General features: G+C 37.7%; 27 protein-coding genes, 1 pseudogene and 1 other annotated feature. Of the genes and pseudogenes, 5 read left to right on the forward strand and 23 right to left on the reverse strand.

What is annotated here, in order from left to right; translation table 11 throughout:
* Positions 1-45: 45 nt before the first annotated feature.
* The 3 genes from OWO01_RS04005 to safA form a co-directional block, all read right to left on the reverse strand.
* Positions 46-774 carry a YebC/PmpR family DNA-binding transcriptional regulator gene (locus OWO01_RS04005; protein ID WP_268779144.1) on the reverse strand — a complete coding sequence of 243 codons (729 nt, stop codon included), beginning with the start codon at positions 772-774 and terminating at the stop codon, positions 46-48.
* A gap of 134 nt (positions 775-908) precedes the next feature.
* On the reverse strand, positions 909-1,649 hold the full coding sequence (gene nadE, locus OWO01_RS04010; protein ID WP_268779145.1) for an NAD(+) synthase: 741 nt from the start codon (positions 1,647-1,649) through the stop codon (positions 909-911).
* 363 nt (positions 1,650-2,012) lie between these two features.
* The gene (gene safA / locus OWO01_RS15995) at positions 2,013-3,389 is read right to left on the reverse strand and encodes a SafA/ExsA family spore coat assembly protein (protein WP_336283706.1); all 1,377 of its coding nucleotides are present in this window, start codon (positions 3,387-3,389) and stop codon (positions 2,013-2,015) included.
* Positions 3,390-3,896: 507 nt separating this feature from the next.
* Here safA and OWO01_RS04020 point away from each other — a divergent pair.
* The 3 genes from OWO01_RS04020 (at position 3,897) to OWO01_RS16115 (ending at position 5,574) form a co-directional block, all read left to right on the forward strand.
* On the forward strand, positions 3,897-4,880 hold the full coding sequence (locus OWO01_RS04020; protein WP_268779146.1) for a D-alanyl-D-alanine carboxypeptidase family protein: 984 nt from the start codon (positions 3,897-3,899) through the stop codon (positions 4,878-4,880).
* A gap of 106 nt (positions 4,881-4,986) precedes the next feature.
* Positions 4,987-5,292 (forward strand): hypothetical protein, encoded by a 306-nt coding sequence (locus tag OWO01_RS04025; protein ID WP_268779147.1) that lies wholly within the window; start codon positions 4,987-4,989, stop codon positions 5,290-5,292.
* 132 nt (positions 5,293-5,424) lie between these two features.
* Positions 5,425-5,574 (forward strand): IS3 family transposase, encoded by a 150-nt coding sequence (locus OWO01_RS16115; RefSeq protein WP_418936196.1) that lies wholly within the window; start codon positions 5,425-5,427, stop codon positions 5,572-5,574.
* A gap of 74 nt (positions 5,575-5,648) precedes the next feature.
* On the opposite strand, the gene nadA is transcribed toward OWO01_RS16115, so the two are convergent.
* Genes nadA through nadB form a run of 3 tightly spaced genes read right to left on the reverse strand, consistent with a single transcriptional unit; the run spans position 5,649 to position 9,169 of the window.
* On the reverse strand, positions 5,649-6,755 hold the full coding sequence (gene nadA / locus OWO01_RS04030; RefSeq protein ID WP_418936198.1) for a quinolinate synthase NadA: 1,107 nt from the start codon (positions 6,753-6,755) through the stop codon (positions 5,649-5,651).
* A gap of 27 nt (positions 6,756-6,782) precedes the next feature.
* Positions 6,783-7,616 (reverse strand): carboxylating nicotinate-nucleotide diphosphorylase, encoded by an 834-nt coding sequence (nadC, locus tag OWO01_RS04035; protein WP_268779149.1) that lies wholly within the window; start codon positions 7,614-7,616, stop codon positions 6,783-6,785.
* On the reverse strand, positions 7,613-9,169 hold the full coding sequence (gene nadB / locus OWO01_RS04040; RefSeq protein ID WP_268779150.1) for an L-aspartate oxidase: 1,557 nt from the start codon (positions 9,167-9,169) through the stop codon (positions 7,613-7,615). The genes nadC and nadB overlap by 4 nt, the downstream gene beginning before the upstream one ends.
* Before the next feature lie 116 nt (positions 9,170-9,285).
* Between nadB and OWO01_RS04045 the strand changes: the two genes are divergently transcribed.
* Both OWO01_RS04045 and OWO01_RS04050 read left to right on the forward strand, forming a co-directional pair.
* Positions 9,286-10,401, forward strand: a complete 1,116-nt coding sequence (locus OWO01_RS04045) for an IscS subfamily cysteine desulfurase (RefSeq protein WP_268779151.1) — start codon at positions 9,286-9,288, stop codon at positions 10,399-10,401.
* A 15-nt stretch (positions 10,402-10,416) separates the two neighbouring features.
* On the forward strand, positions 10,417-10,959 hold the full coding sequence (locus OWO01_RS04050) for a transcription repressor NadR (protein WP_268779152.1): 543 nt from the start codon (positions 10,417-10,419) through the stop codon (positions 10,957-10,959).
* A 219-nt stretch (positions 10,960-11,178) separates the two neighbouring features.
* Here the strand turns inward: OWO01_RS04050 and pheA are convergent, their stop codons facing one another.
* The 17 genes and pseudogenes from pheA to OWO01_RS04135 all read right to left on the reverse strand — a co-directional run.
* A complete protein-coding gene (pheA, locus tag OWO01_RS04055; protein WP_268779153.1) occupies positions 11,179-12,042 on the reverse strand; it encodes a prephenate dehydratase in 864 nt (287 codons plus the stop codon).
* 18 nt (positions 12,043-12,060) lie between these two features.
* Positions 12,061-12,510, reverse strand: coding sequence for an ACT domain-containing protein (locus OWO01_RS04060; RefSeq protein ID WP_268779154.1), 450 nt, complete (start codon positions 12,508-12,510; stop codon positions 12,061-12,063).
* A gap of 246 nt (positions 12,511-12,756) precedes the next feature.
* Positions 12,757-14,037 (reverse strand): GTPase ObgE, encoded by a 1,281-nt coding sequence (obgE, locus tag OWO01_RS04065; RefSeq protein ID WP_268779155.1) that lies wholly within the window; start codon positions 14,035-14,037, stop codon positions 12,757-12,759.
* A 12-nt stretch (positions 14,038-14,049) separates the two neighbouring features.
* Positions 14,050-14,577, reverse strand: coding sequence for a Spo0B domain-containing protein (locus OWO01_RS04070; RefSeq protein ID WP_268779156.1), 528 nt, complete (start codon positions 14,575-14,577; stop codon positions 14,050-14,052).
* Between the two features lie 626 nt (positions 14,578-15,203).
* Positions 15,204-15,494 carry a 50S ribosomal protein L27 gene (rpmA, locus tag OWO01_RS04075; RefSeq protein ID WP_268779157.1) on the reverse strand — a complete coding sequence of 97 codons (291 nt, stop codon included), beginning with the start codon at positions 15,492-15,494 and terminating at the stop codon, positions 15,204-15,206.
* Positions 15,495-15,508: 14 nt separating this feature from the next.
* On the reverse strand, positions 15,509-15,841 hold the full coding sequence (locus OWO01_RS04080) for a ribosomal-processing cysteine protease Prp (protein ID WP_268779158.1): 333 nt from the start codon (positions 15,839-15,841) through the stop codon (positions 15,509-15,511).
* A gap of 12 nt (positions 15,842-15,853) precedes the next feature.
* Positions 15,854-16,162, reverse strand: a complete 309-nt coding sequence (gene rplU, locus OWO01_RS04085; protein ID WP_268779159.1) for a 50S ribosomal protein L21 — start codon at positions 16,160-16,162, stop codon at positions 15,854-15,856.
* 15 nt (positions 16,163-16,177) lie between these two features.
* Positions 16,178-16,260, reverse strand: a sequence feature (ribosomal protein L21 leader region).
* A 39-nt stretch (positions 16,261-16,299) separates the two neighbouring features.
* Entirely contained in the window at positions 16,300-17,763 is a 1,464-nt protein-coding gene (locus tag OWO01_RS04090; RefSeq protein WP_268779160.1) for a ribonuclease E/G, read from the reverse strand.
* A gap of 9 nt (positions 17,764-17,772) precedes the next feature.
* Positions 17,773-18,636 (reverse strand): M50 family metallopeptidase, encoded by an 864-nt coding sequence (locus OWO01_RS04095; protein WP_268779161.1) that lies wholly within the window; start codon positions 18,634-18,636, stop codon positions 17,773-17,775.
* Complete coding sequence (locus tag OWO01_RS04100; protein WP_268779162.1) at positions 18,620-19,393, reverse strand: M23 family metallopeptidase; 774 nt, start codon at positions 19,391-19,393, stop codon at positions 18,620-18,622. The genes OWO01_RS04095 and OWO01_RS04100 overlap by 17 nt, the downstream gene beginning before the upstream one ends.
* Before the next feature lie 116 nt (positions 19,394-19,509).
* A complete protein-coding gene (solA, locus tag OWO01_RS04105; RefSeq protein ID WP_268779163.1) occupies positions 19,510-20,664 on the reverse strand; it encodes an N-methyl-L-tryptophan oxidase in 1,155 nt (384 codons plus the stop codon).
* 657 nt (positions 20,665-21,321) lie between these two features.
* Positions 21,322-22,122 (reverse strand): septum site-determining protein MinD, encoded by an 801-nt coding sequence (gene minD, locus OWO01_RS04110; protein ID WP_268779164.1) that lies wholly within the window; start codon positions 22,120-22,122, stop codon positions 21,322-21,324.
* Positions 22,115-22,798 (reverse strand): septum site-determining protein MinC, encoded by a 684-nt coding sequence (gene minC, locus OWO01_RS04115; protein WP_268779165.1) that lies wholly within the window; start codon positions 22,796-22,798, stop codon positions 22,115-22,117. The genes minD and minC overlap by 8 nt, the downstream gene beginning before the upstream one ends.
* Before the next feature lie 61 nt (positions 22,799-22,859).
* On the reverse strand, positions 22,860-23,399 hold the full coding sequence (gene mreD, locus OWO01_RS04120; protein WP_268779166.1) for a rod shape-determining protein MreD: 540 nt from the start codon (positions 23,397-23,399) through the stop codon (positions 22,860-22,862).
* Complete coding sequence (gene mreC, locus OWO01_RS04125; protein ID WP_268779167.1) at positions 23,399-24,334, reverse strand: rod shape-determining protein MreC; 936 nt, start codon at positions 24,332-24,334, stop codon at positions 23,399-23,401. Before mreC ends, mreD begins: the two co-directional genes overlap by 1 nt.
* 15 nt (positions 24,335-24,349) lie before the next feature.
* Entirely contained in the window at positions 24,350-25,390 is a 1,041-nt protein-coding gene (locus tag OWO01_RS04130) for a rod shape-determining protein (protein WP_268779168.1), read from the reverse strand.
* 196 nt (positions 25,391-25,586) lie between these two features.
* Positions 25,587-25,727 (reverse strand): annotated as a pseudogene (locus tag OWO01_RS04135) (JAB domain-containing protein); the annotation flags it as partial.
* Positions 25,728-25,814 lie beyond the last annotated feature (87 nt).

The raw sequence follows: 25,814 nt of genomic DNA on the forward strand, positions 1-25,814 counted from the left end.
CGATCCTGCTTAAACAACTTTGGTATGGTTGTTTTGAAGGGGAAATCAATCCATTTTACCATTATGATAAACTTCTTGAACATCCTCTAAACCTTCCAAACGTTCAATCAGTCGTCCTAACTTCTCCTGATCCGATACCGATAAATCGTTGTACGTTTGTGGCAACAAAGAAATTTCAGCGGTATCTAACAGGAAACCTTTTTCTTCTAAGCTAGCTTTTACTGATTTAAATTGCTCTGGTTCCGTATATATTTCAAATACCTCGTCACTTGTTTCCATCTCTTCTGCTCCCGCTTCAATCACTGCAAGTAGCATCTCGTCTTCATCTGCATTTGTTGTCGTTCGATCAATAACCAAATATCCTTTACGATCAAAAAGAAAGGAAACACACCCATTTTCACCTAAGTTACCATTACTTTTCGAGAAAGCGTGGCGAACATCAGAAGCGGTTCTATTTTTATTATCTGTCAAAATTTCAACCATCACAGCAGAACCACCAGGACCATAGCCTTCATAAATAACTTCCTCATAACTTACGCCATCCAACGTACCAGAAGCTTTTTTTATTGCACGTTCGATATTATCATTTGGCATATTGCTTGCTTTTGCCTTATCAACCGCTAAGCGCAGGGCAGCATTCATTTCAGGGTCAGGCCCACCCTCTTTGGCAGCAGTATAAATTTCTTTTGCTGCTCTCATAAAGATTTTACCTTTTTTAGCATCTTGGGCACTCTTTCTGTGTTGAATATTCTTCCATTTAGAATGGCCAGCCATATATTATGCTCCTCTCTACATCTTAAAATTTCATCCAGTTAACACTATATCATAGGCATATGAGTGGATAAACCGAAAAATGCCTTTTGCATAGTCTGCATTTTTTAAGTAGTAAAGAGGCATCTTTATGGACGTTAAAACTTTGGTGGTATTTTAACGATTTCTCTTTTATGTGCCGTCTTACGATTCATTTCTTCGATAATCGACTTATCTTTTTCAGGAATTTCTTCTCCTTTTAAATATTTATCAATGTACTCATATGTTGTACCCATTTCGTTTTCGTCGGTTTGGCCTTCCCATAGTCCTGCACTTGGTTGCTTTTCTACTACTACATTTGGAACACCAAGATATTTTGCCATTTCTCTTACTTCACCTTTTGTTAAATGAGCTAATGGTGCTAAATCAACCCCACCATCTCCGAATTTCGTAAAATAGCCGGTAAACCACTCCGCTGCATTGTCGGTTCCCACTACTAAGTATTGATGATTAGTTGCCACCGTATAAAGTGTACTCATTCTAAGTCTAGCACGTAAATTGGCATCACTTAATTTTTCCTGGTCTGGATTATGTAGGCCAGCTGTAACCAACTCTGTTTTAATATCACTAAGCAAAACATCATGGGTTCGACTAAGGTCAATAGTCAAGTGGTCAATCCTTGCTTTTTCTGCCACTTCAGTTGCATGCGCGAGATCGGTTGGATTACTTTTACAAGGCATCATGATTCCTAGGGAACTATCGGGGGCAGCCAATTTAATTAAGTTTGTAACAACTGCCGAATCAATTCCACCGCTAATACCAACCAGTAAACCTTTTACACCCGTTTCTTTCATTTGATCTTGTAACCATTTTACTAATACATCAACTTTTTTTTGCATTATTGTATCTCCCTTCTACATTCCGTATACCTATTATTCTTTCTTAATATTCTCTTTTTATTATCTCTTAGTTCAATAGCAAACGCAATAATTTCCATTAGAGCAAGATGAGATTGGACATATCACTTCTTGCGATAAATAAAAAAAGTGAAACTTCTATCAGTGGGAGTTTTTAGGTATTCCTCCACTGATTGTTAGCCCTAAAGGGTGACCTAAACCTTTCGCGGTGCTAGCGTCCGTTACTCCCACTTAAACTACTTGGTGTTCTCGTTGTTTTGAAGTGGGTGGCTTACGGACGGTTGCTCTGGGATAAAAAATTAGACGATTCATAAAAATGAATCGTCTTCGTTCACTGTAGTTTATTTATTCTTCGGTGCCTTCTTCATCGCGAAATGGAGGACCTGATCCAAAAGGGGGCATTCCATGATGAGGCATTCCTCCCATATTTGGATCCCCTGGAAATGCATGGTGTCCTGGTCCCATCTGTGATGGCATCATCGGAAAGCCTTGTTGCCCTGGCCCCATCTGTGGATCCATCATCGGAAAACCTTGTTGTCCTGGTCCCATTTGCGGTGACATCATTGGAAAACCTTGTTGCCCTGGCCCCATCTGTGGATCCATCATTGGAAAACCTTGTTGTCCTGGTCCCATCTGTGGTGGCATCATTGGAAAACCTTGTTGCCCTGGCCCCATCTGTGGATCCGTCATCGGAAAGTCTTGTTGTCCTGGTCCCATTTGTGGTGGCATCATAGGATAACCCTGCTGTCCTAATCCCATCTGCGGATCCATCATTGGATATGGTGGCATACCAGCAAAATTTGGATCTTGGGCTAAGTTATCTGTATTCTCCTCATACTCATCATTATTGTAAGGAATAAAACCATGTCCTTCATTGTCATGTTCATAATCATGAGGATGAACCGGATCCTTAAATTGGTGCGAACTCCAATCAACAGGGCTTTGATGTGTCATCTGTGAAGCATTTGGTTGCCATTGACCCAAAGGTTGCATTGGCATTGGTTGATACGGATGACCTTGCAAATGATCGGCTTTTTTTCCATGGTCATGTTTTACCTCTGAGCATGAGCAATCAGGTTTAGCATAGGTATCACACAAGTCCTGTTGTGGTGCCACTGGCGGATGCACCGGAGCTGGATGAAATGGAAAAGGATAAGGCATACAGCAATAAAAAGGCATCATCGGACCCATTGGTGGCATTGGTGGCAACTTTGGTGCAGTTACTGGTGGTAAAGTTGGTTGTTTTTCAGGTTTTTTTTCGACTTTTTCTTTTGATTGATAGTTTATCGTTTGATTTGTCTGATCTATGGTTTGTTGATTGAAGGAAAAATCATTATCCTCAATCCCTAAATCGATATTATAATGATTAGAATAAATATTCGGCAACTTAGGTAATTGAATTGGTTTGCTTGGTGGTTTTGGTATTGGCATTTCTTTCTGTGGCATTTGCTTCTTCACTTGTTTTTTCTCTTTTTTATCGTCCTCTTTAATCACTGGATGTGCCTTTTTCGATGTATCTTGATAAGGATGCATAACCTTATCAGGAACAGTCTCTTTTACAACTTGCTTTGTTGAAGTTGGTATTTTTATTTTCATTCCAGGCATAATCTGGTCTGGATCCGCCAACTGATGATTCGCTTTTTTTAGTTCACTAAAATCGACACCGTATTTTTTGGCTAATTCCCATAATGTGTCGCCTTTTTGAACAACATGAATCTTCACAATCGAAAACTCCTTCCTTTATTGTTTAATCTGTTAATAAATAGGCATATAACAGGATCATTCCCTAACAAGATATGCAGACGCCCGTAAAAGTTGATTAAAAAACAGTAGATAACTCGCGTTTTTTCGATTTAATTTAAGAAAACGATATTTATTACAAAAAAAACAGGCATTCGATTGATATGCTCCCCTTATAGTAAATAGAGAAGTAATATAAATTCTCTAACACGATAAGGGGAGTTTTTATCTTGTGCTTAGGCTCGATAACCACGAAGTGAATTTCTCAGTGTTGTATTGCTTATTACTTCTTTTTTTAGAAGAGAATTTTTACAGGACATTCGAATTTGTTTCTTTTGATCAAATGGAAAAAGCAGTTGATATAATTTTTAAAATGGATTCTTTATACGAAGAGCGAGTGAGGCAAGTGAAAAAAACGATTGTTTTTCACCGCTAAGATTAATTATATGGTACAGTAAAGCTAAATCTTAAATTGGGTGGGTTAGAACGATGAAATACATCTCGCTTATCTCGCTATTAATCATTAGTATAATTAGTGTTTTTATCTTTAGTGGTAATGAGATTCAGACTCTTGCTGGTTATCCGGTTCAGCCGGTACACAGATTGGTAGAAAATCGGACGATATCGGATCAACTAATCAAGCGAATATGGAAAATAACAGATATTAACCTTACGGCAAGCTCTGTCATATTAATCGATGCAGAAACAGGAAAAGTCATTTATCAAGATAATAGTGACCTCTCTTTACCAACTGCAAGTATGTCTAAAATGATGTCTGAGCTGATTGTTTTAGAAGCAATTGAAGCGGGAGAACTTGATTGGGAAACGGATGTCACGATCAGTGATTATGCATACGCAATTTCACATCATCCTGGTTATGCTTCTGTTCATCTTGTAAAAGATCAAACATATACAGTTGATGAATTATTTCAAGCCATGGCGATTCATTCAGCTAATGGTGCAACGATTGCCCTTGCAGAAGCAGTGAGTGGTAGCGAAGAGTTATTCGTTCAACAGATGAACCAGAGGGCAAATGAGTTAGGGTTGGAGGCCTCGATATTTGTTAATAGCACAGGGTTAGATAATCGTCACCTTGGTGAGTTTTTCTCAGTGGGAACAATTGATGATACCAACAAAATGTCTGCTCAAGACCTAGCAACCCTTGCCAGGTATTTAATCAATCATCACCCGTCTTTATTAGCTATTACAAGTCAACCACAGTACTTAGCTAATAATCGAGAATATATTAATACAAATTTAATGCTAGCAGACCACGTTTCTTATCTTGGCGTCGATGGGTTAAAAACTGGTTACACTAATCTAGCGGGTTATGGGTTTACAGGTACTGTTGAACAAAATGGTGTGCGACTTGTATCTGTTGTAATGGGGACAGATTCTATTATGCAACGGTTTATTGAAACAGAAAAGCTCTATGAGCAAGCTTTTCATCAACTGAATCAATACCATCAATAATGATTCTTAAATAAAAGCAACGGGCACTGAATAAAGTAATATGCTCCCCTTATCGTAGACAGAGAAATAATAAAAATTCCCTGACACGATAAGGGGAGTTTTTGTTATGTCTAAAAGAAGAACAGAACACAACTTAAATGAACAGTACGAGATAGTCATGAGAATACGTAACGAAGACGGTTCACAATATTTATTAGCTAGGGCAGAAGAAATGAGCGATACAACTTTGAGAAATTGGCTTCGTGGTTATCAAGCCGGTGCCGTTGTATGTTTAAAGGATCTAAAGGATGGAGAAATTATTCGTATGAAATTGAATACCCAGGCGGTTGAACATTATCTGAACACCTCTTCTGGATTAGATTCAACTTGCTTTCAATTCAATATCTCATCAAATTCGGTTTTGCGACAATAGATAAAGCACTATAAGTAATAAGCGTTTTAAATCTACTAATAGAGGAAGTCGAAAAAAATACCAGACGTAAAATAACCAGGTAAGAACATGCATGGATGACGGACCGATGGTAAGCTTTTTTAGGCACTTCAAATGGAATCCTACCGCTTAAACCTGTGCGCCACTTCCCAATCACTTGAAAAGGATATGATAGAGTATATGGTGTTTTATAACTACAAACGATTCCAGGAAACACGAAACAGCCCGACACCGATGGAATTTCAGTATCAGGCTCTCGCATAGAATTTTTTGTTTTTTCACTGTCTGCTTACAGGATGCCGTTCTGATTCTTATCCCTAAATTGCCTGTTTTTTTTATTACGCGTGTGCGAGCATTTTTTGTAATGCTTGTTTCGATAACTCAGTTGTTTCTTGATCTACTTTAATTTGATTAACAATTTCCCCTGATTCTATTGACTCTAACGTCCATAATAAATGTGGTAAATCAATCCGGTTCATCGTTAAACATGGACACATAAATGGATTCAATGAAACAATATCTTTATCTGGGTTCTTATCAATCAAGCGTTTTACTAAGTTCATTTCTGTTCCAATTGCCCACTTGCTACCCGTTTCTGCTTGATTAATCATATCGATAATATATTTGGTTGAACCTGCATAATCAGATGCCTGAACTACTTCCCAACTGCACTCAGGATGTACAAGAATCTTACGCTCTGGATCCTTTGCTCGTAAATCATCTACATTTTTTGTAGTGAAATTCTCATGAACCGAACAATGACCTTTCCATAAGATTACACGAATATCATCTAAATTACCTTCATATTCTAATTTATTCGTTTGTTGATTCCAAACAGCCATTTCTTCTAATGGTACACCTAAATCATAGGCTGTATTACGCCCAAGATGCTGATCAGGCAAAAATAGTAATCTTTCTTTCTGTTTAAATGCCCATTTCACCATTTTTTTTGCGTTAGATGAAGTTACAGTTGCTCCTCCATGTTTACCAACAAAAGCTTTGATCGCTGCAGTAGAGTTAACGTATGTCAAAGGTATCATTGTATTTCCAAACATGCCTTGAAGAATATCCCAACATTGCTCTGTTTGATTAATGTTTGCCATGTCTGCCATCGAACAGCCTGCACGCATATCTGGAAGAACGACTGTTTGTCTATCCTCTGTTAACATATCTGCAGTTTCAGCCATAAAGTGCACACCACAAAACACAATGTATTCAGCTGCTTTATTCTGTTCAGCCAATTGCGCCAGTTGTAAGGAATCACCTGCTGCATCTGCAAATTGAATCACTTCATCCTTTTGATAATGATGACCTGGCATAAATAGTCGATCGCCTAATTTATCCTTAATCCGGCGCACTTCCGCTTCCATTTCTGTAACAGAAAGATTTTTATAACGATCCGGCAACATTGATTCTGTCTCTTTTTTTTGTAAAAATGCGAGCATATCCATAAAAAAACCCCTCCTAATAATCTATAAATCAATATTCATACTAATATCTAGAGCGATAGCAGAGTGTGTAATAAATCCTAATGAAATATAATCAACTCCACAATCTCGATAGCTATGAATGTTCGTTAGATTGATATTCCCTGAAGCTTCGGTCACAATCGAATCTGGTACATATTGAATCGCTGCAACAATCTCTTCTGGTGATTGATTATCGAACATAATAATGTCTGCACCAGCACGAACTGCTTCTACCACTTGATCTTGATTCTCTGTTTCTACCTCTACCTTAACCATGTGGCCTAGTTTTGTTTTTACTTGCTCAACTGCTTTAGAAATCGAACCATAATGTGCGATATGATTATCTTTAATCATCACTCCATCATACAAGCCATAGCGATGATTATATCCCCCACCGCATGTAACGGCATATTTCTCAAACATACGTAATCCTGGTGTTGTCTTTCTTGTATCTAGTACCTTCGTTTGCTTACTGCCTAATGCTTTCACGGCTTGATTCGTTAAGGTTGCGACCCCACACATTCGCTGTAATAGATTTAAAACCACTCGCTCACCAGTTAAAATCGATTGAACATTTCCAGTAACCGTAGCTATTGTTTCCCCTTTAGCCAAATCTGCTCCATCGTTCTTGATTACAACAACCTCTATCGTAGGATCAATCAGATGATAAGTAAGCTCAATTAATTCTGTACCAGCTAAAACTCCTATATCTTTTGCCATGATAGTTGCTCGTGCTGTTGTATTTTTAGGAAAAAGTATTTCGCTTGTTAAATCGTGATCACCAACATCTTCTAATAAAAACTGCTCTATTCGTTTTTTTGCTTTTAATTGATTCATCGTTCTCCTCCAGGTACACATTTATGTCCAAGTTGTTCATGACAATAAGTGATATGTTTTCCTTCCCACTTACTGTCCATGGTTGGATAATCACTTCTCCAATGAGCCCCTCGACTTTCTGTACGAGCGAGCGCGGACGTTACAATGAGCCAACAGGTGAGTAGTTGATTCAAATACATTCGTTGGCTTGGAATAACATGATCAATATCTTGGTGTATGTTAAACGATTCTAGCCATTGCTTTAAATCACTTAATTGTGATTGTTCACGAATTATTCCTGCTTGTAACATCATTCTTGTCTGTAAGTCCGTTTTACGAGGCAAAACTAATTGCTTTTCTGCACATGCAATCGTTTTTGTTCTTGATTTTCTTATCGGTGTTTTTATTGGCTTTGCACGTTTAATCGCCCGAGCCAATCGATTCGCAAAAACAATTGCTTCTAATAACGAGTTACTTGCTAGCCGATTTGCACCATGCACCCCGGACGCCGCAACTTCACCAACCGCATATAATTGTTTTACTGAGGTTTCCCCAGCTAAATTTGTTGCAACTCCCCCCATTAAGAAATGAGCTCCTGGTGCAACGGGTAATAACCCCGTCGATAAATCGAGATTTGCTTGATCACATAATGCACTGATCATTGGAAATCTATCTCTAAAACGCTCGATCATCGTTATATCCAAATAAATATTTGTGCCTTTAGCTAAATAAGCTTGAATGGTTCTAGCTACTACATCTCGTGGTGCCAAATCCTTCAATGGATGAACTTTATCCATAATTGCTTCCCCAGTTTTCGTAACTAGGCGCGCACCTTCACCTCGTACTGCTTCAGAGACTAATCCATAACTCTGCGTATCTTTCACTAATAACGTGGGATGAAATTGCATGAATTCTAAATCTGTTATTTTAGCACCAGCTCGATAGGCCATTGCAATACCATCACCAGTTATATTCGGATCATTCGAACTAAATTGGTATAGTGCTCCACAACCACCTGTAGCTAATACAATGTGATTCGCATAAATAGTACATGTTTCCCCATCCTCTGTTACCGTAAGAACACCATAACATTGATTATTAGATACAAGTAAATCGACTACCGTAATATTTGTGATGATTTGAACATTATCAGGTAATGTATCAAATAAATAATCCATTATCTTCTTGCCTGTTTGATCTCCACCTGCGTGTAAGATTCTTCTTTGACTATGGGCACCTTCTTGCCCTAATAAAAAATGACCGCTCTCATCTTTATCAAACGTAAGTCCATCAGCAACCATCTTCTGTATATATGTTGGACCTTTTTTTACTAACATCGTAACCGCTTCAGGATCTGTCATCTGATAGCCTGCTTGCATCGTATCGTAAAAATGAGCTCTCCAACTATCCTTCGCATCAGTTACAGCGGCGATCCCTCCTTGTGCTCGGACGGAGTTATTATCATCTATCTTACCTTTTGTTATTAACAAAATTTCTTTATCTTTCGGTAATTGTTTAGCTAATGTCATGGCTGCTATACCACTACCAATTATGAGCACGCGTTCCTTCTCCATTTTTCGCACTCCTTACTCATCTGTCTTTACACCTATCTTTACATATTTGTTTACATGTGACAACACTTAATTTACAATAAAGATAAATTTTTCGAAGATTGCGAGGGTCAAAAGTAATGATCTACTTAGATTATGCCGCTACAACACCAATGGATAAGCAAGCTTTAGCTGTTTATCAACAAACAGCAACCAACTTTTATGGAAATACCAATAGTTTACATGATGTAGGAAATAAAGCCAAAGAAGTACTGGATTATTGCCGAACTAGTCTTGGTACATTACTTCATACCTCACCAAATGAAATTTATTTTACGAGTAGTGGAACAGCAGCAAATCAATTAGCGATTCAAACACTCATACAAGCAAATAAACAGAAAGGGAAACATATTATTACAACCCCTTTTGAACATCCGTCCATTTCTAAATACTTGGATAGGTTAGCAGAACAGGAAGATTACGAAATAAGTTACTTAAAGCCGAATGAATATGGAGAAATCCACTTAAAGGATGTTCAAGATACAATTCGAACAGATACATGTGTAGTTATTATTCAACATGTGAATCCCGAAATCGGAACAATTCAACCAATCGAAGATATTGGGGCTTGGTTACAGACACAAGGCATTCGATTTCATAGTGATGGTGTACAAGCATTTGGTAAAATCTTAACAAATGTGAAGCTCCTTCATGTAGATAGTTATGCAGTATGCAGTCATAAGGTTTATGGACCGAAAGGAACTGGAGCATTCTTTTTGAAAAAGAATATGGTAGCGAATAATCAGTACGATGTACTTGAATCTGCTACTATAGACGTTCCTAGTATCGCTGCATTTACTACTGCTGCTAGTCTTGCAATAAATGCATCCACAAGTGAATTAGACCGCATGCGTAACCTAAGAGTTTTTTTTGTAAATGAATTGCTGAAAAGAAAGCTTCCTTTACAAGTTTTTACGAGCCCAAACCAACTCCCACACATTATCGGGATATTATTCGATGAGATGGCTGGTGATTATGCCATGCTCAGCTTTAATCAGAATGGCGTATATTTGTCTACAGGAAGCGCATGTACAGTCGGAAATCAAGAACCCGCAAGAACAATCACAGCATTGCAGGTACCAAAAGAAAAAGCGAAGAACTATATTCGTCTTTCACTTGGTAACGCCACTACAAAAAAGGATCTGGAAAAAACGATAGAAATATGTGAGAATATACTTAACAAGTGGAAGACATGATGGAGGATCTCGACAATGAGTCAGACAAATAAATTAACTGGATCAGAAAGACGAAAGACTATTCTAGATTGGTTGCGTAAAGCAAACGAGCCGATAACCGGAGGAGAGCTCGCTAACAAAGCTGGCGTAAGTAGACAAGTGATTGTACAAGATATTTCGCTTTTAAAAGCAAAAAACAAACCAATCGTTGCAACAAGTCAGGGATATATTTATATGACTGATCAAACAGAATCAAATAAATGGCAACGAATCATTGCTTGTCATCACGAGCCTGAAGAAACTAGACAAGAATTAGAATGTATCGTTGATCATGGGGTCACTGTGAAGAATGTCATTATTGAACACCCTATTTATGGGGATTTAGAAGCATCGATTATGGTTAGTGATCGGCATGATGTCAACCAATTCATCGATAAAGTAGCATCAACTAAAGCACCCTATCTTTTAGAGTTGACCAATGGTGTTCATTTACATACCATTGAAGCAGAAAGCAAAACAAAATTAGAAGCAGCATATCAATCATTAAAAAAATTAGGATTTATTATCGACAACAAATAATCTACTTCAATTAAAGGATAATTTGACGCGTAATGAAACAATAACTAAATGAAAGAACCCGCATTTATCTATACGGGTTCTTTTCTAGCTATGGATGTTTAAACATTTTAGTTTTTTGAGCTTTTTAGGTGTCTTATCTTTAAATAGGTGCAATGAGTTTTCTAGTATAACAGTAGGTTCTGATGGGTGCTTTCTAACAATCCTTCTTCTCTTGAAACGCTAAATTTCATCACTCCAATAATACGGATAACTACCTAATACTTCTACCGAACATCCCAATGTTTCAATCTCAGCAATTGTATTTGGAATGAGTATATCATCCATTTTTTGCTCAATATCAATTAAAAAATAATATTGGCCAAGACTTGTTTTCATAGGGCGCGATTCTATTTTTGATAGATTAATGCGACGCCAAGCAAAAGCAGATAACACTTGATGAAGTGCCCCAGCGTGATCCGTTGGTAAGGAAACCATCAATGTTGTTTTAAAACCCTTTCGACTTAAGTTCTTGATTCGAAGTGCTGTATCATTTTTATGTAAAACTACAAACCGTGTTTGGTTATTAGCAAAGTCATGAATATCACGACAAACAATTTCTAAACCATACTCTTCCGCTGCCAAATCGTTCGCAATTGCACCGATCTTCTGTTCAGGATGCTCACTAACAAATTTTGCCGCTGCTCCTGTTGAAGTGTATGTTTCTTGGTTTGATCGTTTCATATCATTACTTAAAAATCGGTGACACTGTGCTAACGCGTGTGGATGAGAATAGATCGTTTCTGTCTGACCCCAAGTGACTAGATTTTCAGGATGAACCATAAAGTGTTGGCGTACAGGAACAACCACTTCACTGACGATTTTAAGCATTTTTGCTTGAATTAGATAATCCAAAGTTAGATTGACCGTACCTTCTAACGTATTTTCTAATGGTACAACACTGTACTTCACATGCCCAAACTTAACTGCATCAATGCAGGCTGGAATCGTTTGATAACTCATTGTATTTTCACCAGCAAATAAAGCATCGACCGCTTTCTTCGTAAATGTACCTTTTGGACCCAAGTAACCAACTGCTAATGACATACGCCATTCCCCCTTTATCTATGCACCTGAACTAAGTATTTCCACTCGATCAATAAAATCTTGCTGTTTTAACCTTGAAATTAACGTATCCAATTCAACTGTTATATTCTCGATATTCAAAGATATTGTCACATTCGCTTTCCCATGAATCGGAATCGTTTGGTGAATCGTTAAAATGTTTCCTCCCGCTTCTGCAACAGTAGCCAAAAGGGTCGATAATGTCCCCGATCGATCTTCTAAATGAAAAAAAAGCGTAATGATTCGGGTTTGTTGCATCGCTTGAAACGGAAAAACAGCATCTCGATATTTATAGAAAGCACTTCTAGACAATCCTGTCTGTTTAGCACCTTCAAAAATCGATTCAACTTTGCCACGTTCAAGCAATTCTTTTACTACCAATGTTTTGCGCATTGCCTCTGGAAGAAAATCACCTCTTACTAAATAAAAAGTCTCTTCATTTTTCTTCATCCAAAACACTCCCCTTTTTTCTCACACTTTGTTTTCTTTCTATTTGTTTGGAGCGCATACTTATGTAACACAAAAGGCTCTGAATAATTCAAGCAACAGCAAAACTCGCACTTCAAAACCAAATAAGCCAAAGGTTTTTTAAGCGGAAGTATACTGATAAGTGAATGGTTCGAAAGCCTTTTGATTATCCTTTGAGACTAGCAGTCGATGCGGGAAGCCTGAATGTTACTGTACCGAGATTTCTCTTTATTCTACAAATTCAAATTCATAATCAACTAGCCGCACTGTATCTCCATGTTTAGCCCCTTTTTCACGAAGTGCTTCATCAACACCCATTCCTCGCATTTGTCGAGCAAAACGCTGAACAGATTCATCTCTTGAAAAATCCGTCATCTTGAAGAGTTTCTCAATTTTTGCACCATATAAGACATAAGCTCCATCTGGATCTCGGGTAATCTGAAAAGCAGCTTCTTCTGGTTGATGTCGATATACAATTCTTTCTGGCGCTTCTTCTAACGGTTTTGACATCTTTGGAATTAATGCTAACTGATCGGCAACCGCAAATAGTAAGTCACGAAGTCCCATTCTCATAACCGTTGAAATTGGATAGATAGGGTACTTTTTCTCCAACTGACTTTCAAACTGAGCTAGGTTTTCTTTTGCTTCAGGAATGTCCATTTTATTGGCTGCAATAATCTGAGGTCGCTCCAATAAGGTTGAATCGTACGCTCTTAATTCTTCATTAATGGTTAGAAAATCCTGATAAGGATCTCTTCCTTCTGTACCAGCCATATCTATTACATGTACCACTACGCGCGTTCGCTCTACATGACGAAGGAATTGATGACCTAGCCCCACACCTTCATGAGCACCTTCAATCAATCCTGGTAAATCTGCCATAACAAAACTCCGGTTATCTTCTGTTTCAACCATACCTAAGTTCGGAGCAAGTGTAGTAAAGTGATAATCAGCAATTTTGGGTCGAGCTGCACTAACTACCGACAATAGGGTTGATTTACCTACACTAGGAAACCCTACTAGACCAACATCCGCTATCAGTTTCAACTCAATGATAATATCACGCTCAATACCAGGTTCTCCATTTTCTGCTATTTCAGGAGCTGGATTTTTAGCAGTAGCAAAACGTGTATTACCACGACCTCCACGCCCCCCTTTAGCAATAACTGCACGTTGACCATGTTCTGTTAAGTCTGCTAGAACTTCACCTGTTGCATCATCTTTAACCGTTGTGCCTGGAGGTACTGATAATACCATCGGTTCTGCATTTTTCCCATGCATTCCTTTGCTCATTCCGTTCTCTCCACGCTTCGCTTTAAAATGACGTTGATAACGAAAATCCATTAATGTATTCAAACCTTCATCCACTTCAAATACAACATCCGAACCATTTCCGCCATCACCACCAGAAGGTCCACCTAATGGAACATATTTTTCACGGCGAAACGAAGCTAACCCGTTACCTCCATCGCCACCTTTAACATATACTTTGACCTGATCGACAAACATATTGTCACCTCTTTATTTGGCAACCCATCCAACTTGAAATTTCTCTGGATCAGGGTTGCTTATCTCTATTTTCTCATCAATTTGCTTCAACTTCTCGATTAGTTCATCTGGTTGATCGAATCCATTCGATAAATCAATCGTAAGTTTAAGCTCCTGTCTATTTAATTGTTGAATCTTTATTGTACCATGATAAAGTACTAAATTCATGGCATGTTCAGAAAAAAATGTAAAGATTTGCTCGATTTGCTTAGCTAATTTCTGATCATCTTGTTGAATACTAGCATTATCCTGAATAATAACCGAAGTTTGCAATTGAAACTGGTTGTAGTTGAACTTCACTTGTAAAATGGCGACAACCGTTTTAGGAAGTGGGGTATTCTGTAATTTTTGTTCTTTAGCCATTCTTTCCGCTATTTCAGTAAGTTTATTTTGCACTTTGTCTAGTTTACCCATTTGTGCGTAACCCATAACTACTTGTATGTCATTAAAACAATCATGGCGATAATGACGCAATATTTTTACAACTTCTTCCTCTTTCATCCAATAGTCCCCCTGATTTTTCTGATTATGAAAATTATAGCAAAAAAAAAATTAGTATGAAAGTTAGACGATATTAAAGCATATTCTGTTACTAATATTCCGCTATTGCAAAGAATCAATCAAAAGTGGTGTTTTTTCGATAAGGTTTGAACGAATATCAATTATCATAAGGAAAAACCAACCGGTCCTTTTAAAAAACAATAAGATGCTATCGTTTGTAAGGGGCTGATGGTGACAAGCTACCGCTTGTCATGTCACGCTATAGCGTGACCCCACCGTTATGCTAGAAATTTGTTGCATCTATTTAACGATAATACTAATACCTAAAAATATCGCTATATAACTTTTTTTAAAAAACTTTCTTAACCTGGAACAAAAGGATAGAGCATCGGTTAATAACGTAGCAACTAGCGTGAATCAACGAAGATAAAGGAATCTCATTTTGCTTTCAAACCGATGATGACTTATCGCAGATTGCTTCGTGATGTTGCCTTGTCTTTAGCTCGGAGAAGAACGTAGCTGAATTCTGTTCCAAAAAACCATCCCCAACTAACGAAATTTTATCATCTCCTAGACTACAAAAAAAGACCCTAACCCAATTCAATAGGCTAGAGTCTTTTGTGTCATTATGCTTCTTGAGCAACTGGATAAACGCTCACTTTTTTGCGGTTACGTCCCACACGTTCAAAGCGAACGATACCATCTGTTTTTGCGTATAGAGTATCATCTCCACCACGACCAACGTTTGTGCCTGGGTAGATTTTCGTTCCGCGTTGGCGATAAAGGATCGAACCTCCAGTAACCTCTTGTCCGTCAGCACGCTTTGCGCCAAGACGTTTTGATTCTGAATCACGACCGTTTTTTGAACTACCTACACCCTTTTTTGAAGCGAAAAACTGTAAGTCTAAACGTAGCATCGGTTTGCACCTCCTTATTTTTCAGAGATGGATATATATTGACCATAATCACGCTCGATCGTTTCTAACGAGACGCACATTCCTTCGAGTAGAAGTTCAGCTTGATTCGCTTGTTCTTCTGTTAACTCATCCGGCAATGTCACAGCTAAATAACCACCTGCGCCACCTTGGTCAACTATTGGCTCAATCTCACAAAGCTTTATCACTGCATTGACCATTCCAAAAGATACGGCTGAAACAGCGGCACAAACTAAATCATGCCCCTTCGGCCCACTTTCAGCATGTCCACTCAGCTCAAAAGCAGTAATATTTCCGTTTTTTTTACGATAAATCGTAACTTGAATCATAGTTAGTCAACCTTACGCATTGATTTTTTCAATCGTAACTTTTGTATATGGCTGACGGTGACCTTGTTTACGATGGTAATTCTTTTTCGGTTTGAATTTGTAGATTGTTACTTTTTTCTGACGGCCTTGTTTTTCAACTTTAGCCGAAACAGAAGCACCTTCCACGTATGGAGCTCCAACTTTAACGTCATCACCACTTACAAAAAGGACTTTGTCAAAAGTAACCGCATCTCCAGCTTCTCCAGCCAATTTCTCAATATAGATTTCTTGACCTTCTTCCACCTTCACTTGCTTACCACCAGTTTCAATAATTGCGTACATCCCATGCACCTCCTTTAAATAACTCAGACTCGCCATCGCAGGTGTTAGCATTTGCTAACTTACTATCGATAACCTGTTCTGTGCGGTTGTAGCAACAGGTGCTACTTTCTTGCATAACGTACTAATATTATCATGAGCTAGATCACCTTGTCAATCACTTGTTTCGGTTTTTCTGCTAGATAATCAGCTATCAGCTGTGTAGAACCAATCAATTTTTCGGAAAAATGTGCAACACCTTTTGTTAATACAAAATAGATGTCTTGTCTTACGTGTGAACTAAGCTGTTCAACATTAATCATCTCCTGCCATAGTCGGTACAAGGTAGGGTTCACTTCAATGATAATTGACTCTGTATTCATCTGTTGATAACTAAGTATCAACCGCTCTAATTGATATAGCTGACTTTCCTTCGATAGAGACAAAGATCTTTTTTGTGTAGCATCACGAATAAGGCTACTATGTAATGGTGCCTCCCTTTTTCTCGTTACTTCTACCAACCCTAACTTGGTAAAGCCATATACTTCAGTTCGAACGCGATCAGACAACAATTCTTTGTTCAATTTCTGTAATACTTTCTTTTGGTCATCGGTATTTTTCATTTTCAAGAAATCAATCAAAATCATTCCAGAGATATTACGTAACCGTACCTGGTCCGTGATTGCTGGTATTGCAGCTAGATTCACCTGTAACTGAGTATTTCCATGTACTCGTTTACTAGAGTACCCCGCAGAATTCACGTCGATTACTGTTAGTGCTTCTGTATGTTCGATGGAAAGAGTAATTCCATGTTTCCCTATCACAATAGGGTCCAGTATTTCTTGATACAATTGGTCAATGGATTTTGGTAACTGATTGATGATGGTTTTATCCCACTGCATTTTCGGCTCTAATTCAGGAAAACGATCTTTTACATCATTCAAAGTAGCTACATCTTCAAAATAGATTTCAGTTAACTGTTCATGAGAAAAACTGCGAATAAACCGGTCTGTAACGGCATCATCTTTCCATATACAACTAGGTGCTGTGCAATGCTTGCTTTTTTCCATTAATGAATACCACCATTTTCGTAAACGAATGTAGGTGTTTTCCAATTGTTCATCGGATTCTTGAAGCGCGGAAGTTCGAATGATCACTCCTTCTTCCTCCTGGCTAATTTGACGTAAATTTTCTTTCCTTTCTTTTGCTAACTGTTCAGGTATTTTTCTAGAAGTAGCAAAATATTGACCTTTTGGTAAATAAACTAAAGATTGGCTAGGCAAGGTAATATTCGCAGTTAAACGCGCTCCTTTATGATCATAGGCATCTTTCATTACTTGGACAATCAACGACTGTCCTTCTGTAATTAGTGATTCCATACGTTTTTTGGGATCTCTTCTCGCTTCCGGCAGTTCTTTTCGCTCGAGATATGCGTGCTTATCTGATCCAATATCCACAAACGCAGCTTGCAAACCTTTGTCGACTTTTACCACTTTCCCTAAAAATATCGAGCCTATTAGTTGTGGCGCTTCCGGACGATCTATCACGAGTTCACGAATCTTCTGATCCGCAACTGCAAGTCCAATCTTTTCGGTTGCTTTTGTTAAGATGTATAATGAAATCACTAGTTATCCTCATTTCTTTTCCTGTTCACTTACTTCTTTTACAGTAGCATGATGATTTTTTAATGTAAAATATACATGAAGACAATTGGCTTCATTTACGATGGATCGGTCATTTTTGATAAAGATTAAGTGCTGATAACTTCGATAAAAATGAGCAAATAAATCAATCAATTTCATATTTTCATCTACCATTAATGGCATCAATTTATGATCCGCTGAAGGGGGATCCTCTGCTCGTTTCATTAGGAAACGCAAAAAAACATAAAAACGTTGTTTCCACTCGACACGATTTTCCCAAAGGAGAAAAAAGAATAAAATTAATGTACTCAAAACAAATTGATGAACCCCAATAAGTAGAGAAGCTATGAAAAAAATAAATCCGATTGAAGTAAGAATAGCATAACTATGCGCTTTTCGAAAGGGAAGAAATTTAGCCAACACTAAACCAGCTAATTTCCCACCATCTAACGGCCAGATCGGTAGCAAATTAAATAATAAGATTGTCGTATTGTATTGATAAGCCATAGCTAAAACTTCTTTTGGGAGCATATGATAATACTCAGCAATAAAAATCATTATGTACATTACGAAATGTTGAAAAGGGCCAGCAATTGTAATAATCATTTCCTCACGAATTGGTTTACTTCCATATTCTTCGGTTTCCATCACCCCACCGAACATCCAAAATACAATTTTTCGAACTCGCCAACCAAAATACGTAGCAGCAAACCAATGTCCAAACTCGTGAAAGCTTACAATGAAAAAAATAATGCACATTTCAGTAAATGTGCCAGTTAGAATCGCTACAACCATACTAAAGCCTAGTGTTGGATGAATGTGTATCTTTCTTAATAATTCACGAACTTTCGTCAACTTGAATCACCTGAACAGGATCAATATATTCATTTTTCTTTTGTATCGCAAAATAAACTCCCCCATAATTATCTTCTGTCGGCTCAAATGTAGCGATCACTTGGTTGGCTTGAACAAATTGATAAGGATTTACATTAATTTCACTTAGGTTCCCATAAATGGTTTTGCTTCTATCTGGATGTTGAATAATAACCGTTTTATTCGTTTCTCGATCGTTCCCCGCAAATAACACCGTGCCTTGCTCTACAGCATAAACATCTGATTGATCTTCCGTTGCTATCCATACACCCTTACCATTTGCATGAAAAGGCTGACTTATTACGCCATTAACGGGCACAGATCTTTCATCCATATTCGCTACATCTGCAGGAGAAGATAAGAAACCAAACGGTGCACCGAATTGTTCTTGATACCACAAGTTTACGGTTGCAAAAGGAAAATCCTCTGTTAAAGCAGTAGTTGTCCATTCTTTCGGTTTCGTTAACCAATTGGCATCCCACTGCATCGTAATCGCTACAGAGAAAAATAGTACACCTGCCAAAATGGATTTTAAAATAAAGCTAGGAACTTTTACATTTTCTGATGATGATTTTTCAATCGATTTACTTGAAAATGAAGAGGGCGATATATATCCATGTCGTTCTTCATCTTGAACAAAATCACTACCAATATAATTTGATTGTTTGGTTGACTTTATCCCTCGCTGTTGTTTACGTTTCGCGATATCTCTTCGTATCTGTTCAATATCTCTTTTCATTCTCGTCACAATCCTTCGTTAGCTATTTGTACAAGTCTATGAAGTTGTCGTCACAAATATGAAGATGAAATACTGTGTAAAAAAAGACAAACCAATTAAGCTCAAATTAGAAAACTTTACTTCCCTTTCGTGACGTTACTAAAACGATTTAGCTTAAACATAGACAGATCAATCGGACTCTCTTTATTCATCACCCGATCAGCCAAACTCTCACCAATTCCACTAGCAAACTTAAAACCGTGGCCGGAGAAACCAGCTGCTAACCATACTTGTTTATGGTCAGGGTGTTGGTCAATAATAAAATCTTCATCGGTTGTCATCGTATATAGGCAGGTTTTTCCTTTTTTAATTTGCCCTGCAGCTTTGGGCATCCATTTTTCTAGAAAAGATCGTAACACTCGTTCGTCTTCCGAGTTATAAGCGAAGTCACGCTCAAATGAATTCGGATCAACAGGTTCACCATAATCATGGCGACCTACCTTGACACCACTTCCATCTATACTAGGAAAACCGTAAAAAAGGCCTTCTTTGGTTTCGGCAGTGAAACCAGGAAAGACACTAGCATCGAACAAAGTCGGATCTGCTTCAAACCAACCGAACACCTGTCGTTTCGGTGTAATTTTCACTTCTAATTTTAATTTTTCAAACCACTGAGCTTGCCACGCACCTGTAGCAATGACAACCTGTTTCCCTGTGTGCTGTCCGTCTTTCGTTACTACACATACCGTATCTTGATCAATAACCAAGTCTATTACCTGATTATTAACTAATAGTTCTGCTTCCTCTTCCAGAGCTAACCTTCGATAAGTTTTCAAACAATGATCAACAAAGAGGACACCAGACTCCGATTCAAAACACCCTACATGTGTTTCTTTTGTTGGAAAGTTTAAGCCAGGGAACTGCTCTTGAAGACCTTCTTGATCATACATTGTTAATGGTAAATCATATTGTTTGGCACTTTGCTTAATCTCATTGATAAATGCAGATTGTTCATTAGCAAAACTTACTATTCCTGTTTTCTTAAAAATAGGTTCTTCACTATTCTTTTGCAACTCATCCCAAAGTTTTTGCGATCTTGATGCCAATGGCGTATATGCCCTACCTTCTCCATAAGCATGTCGAATAAGCCGGGTATCACCGCCATGACTTCCCTCTTGATGCGGTGGGTCATTAGCATCAATCATTAAGACACGAGCATTCTGTTTTGCTAAATAATATCCTGTTGCTAAACCCATCGTTCCTGCACCAATAACAATCACATCATACTTCACTACTTTCACCCCTATCTATCATGTATCGCTTGTAATGCTCGGTTTTTATCCCGGAGCAACCGTCCGTAAGACTACCACTTCAAAACAACGAGAATATCAAGTTGTTTAAGTGGAGTAACGGACGCTAGCACCCCGAATGGTTCAAAGGCCTTTAGGTCATCCTTTAGGGCTAACAATCAGTGGGGGAATACCTAAAAATCCCAACTGATTGAAGTTTCACTTTATCTTTTTCTTGCACATACAGTGTATATTGAGCCGGTGCTCTTGTACATAGGAGCGCGACATTCCTCCTCCTCTCCTTATGTTAGTTTGGTGAGGAATATCATTTGTTTGAAGAGAATTAACAATCCGATAATAAGTTGCGTCATCAAATGTTGTAAAGATCTCGTGCTTATACTTCGAGAATAAATATCTGAATAATCCCATTTTCCCACTCCTTTTTTGAAATGATCAAAAATTCCAATAATGTGTTTCTATTGAATATCTCGATATATACAGTTATTATAATACTACAAACAGATTTTTCTTAAAGGATAAGCCCTCTTAACCTCTAGTATATTAATCGATATATACTAAAAAAAGCCTTGCCATTTACAATACGATAAGATAAAAAAAAAGAGTATGAACAAAAATCCGTTCATACTCTTTTTTATTATACTATGATTGTCTCATTCCGAAGAATTTTCTCACTTTGTAAAAAACGCCTTTTTCTTCTTCAAATGACATCAATGGAACAGACTCACCTAAAATTCGTCGAGCAATGTTACGATATGCGATCGATGCTCTTGTGTTTGGTTGAAATGCAACAGGTTCTCCATGATTCGATCCTTTAATTACTTCATCATCATCAGCAACAATACCCAGTAAATCGATTGATAGAATTTGTACGATTTCATCAATCGCAAGCATATCTCCTGTTTTCATCATATGATTTCTAATTCGATTGATTACTAGATTTGGAGACTCAATATTCTCTTTTTCTAACAAACCAATAATACGATCGGCATCTCGAACACTAGATTTTTCTGGTGTAGTAACGACAATAGCCTTGTCCGCACCCGCAACAGCATTTTTGTACCCTTGCTCAATTCCAGCTGGGCAATCAATAATAATATACTCAAATTGCTGCTTAAGTTCTGCGATCATCTCCACCATAGCCTCTGGTGATAAATCATTTTTATCACTTGTCTGCGCTGCTGGCAGTAAATATAAACAATCAAATCGTTTATCTTTAATTAGTGCTTGTTTTAATTTACACCTTTTTTGCGCCACATCAATAATATCGTAAATAATTCTGTTTTCAAGTCCCATTACGACATCGAGATTACGAAGACCAATGTCCGTGTCCATTAAGCAAACTTTTTTATCCATTAGCGCTAGTGCTGTTCCTAAATTTGCAGAAGTAGTTGTCTTCCCAACTCCACCTTTTCCGGAAGTAATTACGATTGCCTCAGCCATTCAAAACACTCCTTCCAAACCCACTTAATTCTGGCCTTATTTTCGTTAGCACTTGTAAACGATCGATTACGATTTTCTTACTTTCATCAATATAGCCACACTCCATATAAACACCTGCTGATTCATAATCAGGGGCCCGACTAAGAAAATCAGCAATTCTTAATTGCACAGGATCCATATAAGAAGCAACAATAACAGCGGCAGTATTCCCTTCAACCCCTGCGTGTGCAATACCTCGCAAATTTCCTAGTACAAAAACATTGCCTGTCGCAATTACTTTTCCACCAGGGTTCACATCGCCAATCAACAATAAATCACCAGTTACTTCAAGAACCTGACCAGAGCGCACTGTTTTTGTTCGAACTTGAACCTCGCTATCTTCCTTCCATTGCAGCGCATCCTGTTTAGAGACAACATTTGATTCCATTGATTGAACAACCAATTTGTGTTTACTTCGGATTAAATCACGTAATTTATCTTTTTGTTCTTTATGTAAATAACGATTACCTAACTGAACTGTTACGGTAATCATCGAGTCTTCCGTATCCATATAATCGGTAGACAGCGCTCGATCTAGTTCAACATATAAATCGTGAAAAGAACAACTATCATCGAGATATAAAGTTAAACCATGACGCGTCCCTTTAATTACAATTAACTGATTGGTAGTGACCACGATCGCTCCCCCCCATTTTCAATCTATTTGCACCAAAAAAAATTCATATCTATAATTATAATTATGTGGAGCTTTTTACATCAAAACGTTGATTAGACCAGCGAACTAATTTCTTTTTAAACATCACGTGCAGAATAATAAAAGAGAATAAATTAATTGCTATCGTTGGTAAAAATCGATAAACAAAATAAGTATCCATCCCCATATCACTAATACCAATAAATGTATAGATTAGGTAGATAATAAAATCAACCAAACCAACACTAACGATCGATAGTAAAAAAGCAACATAAAAATTCGCATGTAGAATTTTTCGCAATCCATGGACAAAATAAATCACAATAGCATAACTAAACATATAAACACCAATTACGCTTGTATAAACGACATCAATCATTAGACCAAATAAAATCGCAAAAAAGACCGAGTAGTAGGTATCCTCTAAATCATAGAACAAAGTAAACAAAACCAGAAAGATAAATACCCAATGAACAATAAACATCCATCCAGCTTGAATAAGATTGTTCGGAATAAAGTTAAAGACAATACCTTGTAAAACAAGTAAAAATAAAAGAAGTAACGGAAGATATAACCGGGACATTAATCTTCCTCCTCATCTTGTAAATCTATTTCATCATCATTTTCTTCATCTTCTTCGTCCGTTATTTCTGGATCTTGAGCTATCTCTCTAGATGTAGGCATTTCCCGATCTACAACAATTACATGATTTAAATCATAGAGATCTGCTGAAGGTTTTATATAGGCAATTTGTGTTAACCCATATTGGTCCGTTGTCACTTCTTCAATCGTTCCAATTTGCAATCCTTTTGGAAATACACCACCTAATCCTGAAGAAAAAACATATTCCCCTTCAGATATTCCCTCATAGTAATCGGTAAATTCTAATAACAATTGTTCTCTATCTTCATTATAACCTAAGATAAAACCTCTCGCATCCTCGTCTTGCTCAGATAGATTTACATTTACCGAAATTCTGTTTGATCGATCAAATCCATTTAGTAAAAGCACGGTAGAAGTAAATTGTGAAGTTGATTGAATTTTACCAATCATTCCTTTTCCAGTAATAACCGCCATATCCTTCTCCACACCATGTTGCTTTCCTTTATTAATCGTCACTAGCTTAAACCACTGCTCTGGACTACGAGCAGTAATTGTTGCTTGAATCGGTTGATAATCACTAAGGCTATTGGTCTTATCTAATATCGACATTAAATCATCATTTTCTTTTCTTAGTTCTTGGACTTCATAAAGCGTCTGTTGGTAGGTTGCCAATTGTTGTTTCAATACTTTATTTTCTTCATAGACATTTTTCATATCATCTATATTGTCAATCACATTTGTCGTATAGTTAATCGGTGTTAAAACAATTTGTTGCAACCAACCTATCGTATCTTGAAGAAACTCTTCGGCTGCTGACAGATCATCTCGATCAAGCATGGAAAAGCCTATCAGAGAAACAAGAATAATAAAACCAAGTAAAATAGTGAAGAGCCGTTTTCTACGAAAAAAAGACATCAATAGACACCCTCTTTAATCCATGGATGAACGAGAAGCAATATTAGGGTGAGATTTGAAATGCTCGATATATTCCAGTGCTTTACCGGTTCCAATCGCAACACTATCAAGTGGTTGGTCTGCCACAAAGACAGGCATCTTCGTTTCCTCACTAATTACTTCGTCCAAACCTTTTAATAATGCACCACCACCGGATAGTACGATACCACGGTCCATTACATCGGCAGATAATTCTGGTGGTGTTTTTTCTAGTGTGTTCTTTACGGCATCAATAATTGCCACAACTGTATCACGCAAAGAGTTTGCAATTTCTTCAGCAGTTACTGAAATCGTTTTTGGTAAACCAGTTAATAAATCTCTACCACGAATGTCCATCGAACTATTTTCTTCCGGCTTGCCAGCATTACCAATATCCATCTTGATTGCCTCTGCTGAGCGTTCTCCTATCATCAGACTATATTTTTTACGGATATATTGGATAATTGCATCATCCATATCGTCACCAGCAGTTCGAATCGATTGACTAGTGACAATCCCACCCAAGGAGATAATAGCTACCTCTGTCGTACCACCGCCGATATCAACAATCATACTACCGGTTGGTTCCCAAACAGGTAATCCAGCTCCAATTGCAGCTGCAAATGGTTCCGCAATAGGGTATGCTTCTTTTGCCCCTGCTTGTTTTGTCGCATCAATTACAGCTCTCTCTTCTACCATTGTAATACCTGATGGAACACATACCATTACGTTTGGTTTCTTAGCAAGAGCAGAGCGATTTTTTTGTGCTAATCGTATATAATATTTCATCATCGATGCAGTAGTATCATAATCAGCAATAACACCATCTTTCATTGGACGAATCACTGATATATTCCCGGGTGTTCTTCCGATCATGTTGCGCGCATCACTTCCGACTGCTTCAATATCACCAGTCGAGTTATTTCGAGCTACAACGGAAGGTTCTCTAACTACGATTCCTTTTCCTTTAATATAAACCAATGTATTTGCTGTTCCTAAATCTATTCCTAAGTCTTGTGTAAAACTAAATCTTGCCACAAAAATCTTCCTCTCTATCTGTCAAAAGTCAATTTAATATTCTTGTTATGGTTGTAATTGTTAGCATAAAAACAATGGGTTCTTTTTATTTTAACATAACAAGAAGCGCCTAACACAAGAAAATTTCTTATGTTATGGCGCCCATTATCTTTTTCGCCTATTTAATTATACGAAAAAAATCATAAAATAGATAGTGCTATACATATCCTTTTTCTTTTAATGATACAAATTTGTGGTCGCCAATAACTAAATGGTCCAAAAGTTCGATGCCAATCATCTTACCACATTCACTAAGGCGCTTTGTCACATGAATATCTTCTTGTGACGGTGATGGATCGTAGGGTAGGAATTATGCGCCTTACTTTACAACAACGGTAGGTTTCATAACTCCCCCCTCAGAACCGTACGTACACCTTTCAATGTA

It is taken from the genome of Natronobacillus azotifigens (assembly GCF_026805325.1).
GTDB classification, from domain to species: Bacteria; Bacillota; Bacilli; order Bacillales; family Amphibacillaceae; genus Natronobacillus; species Natronobacillus azotifigens.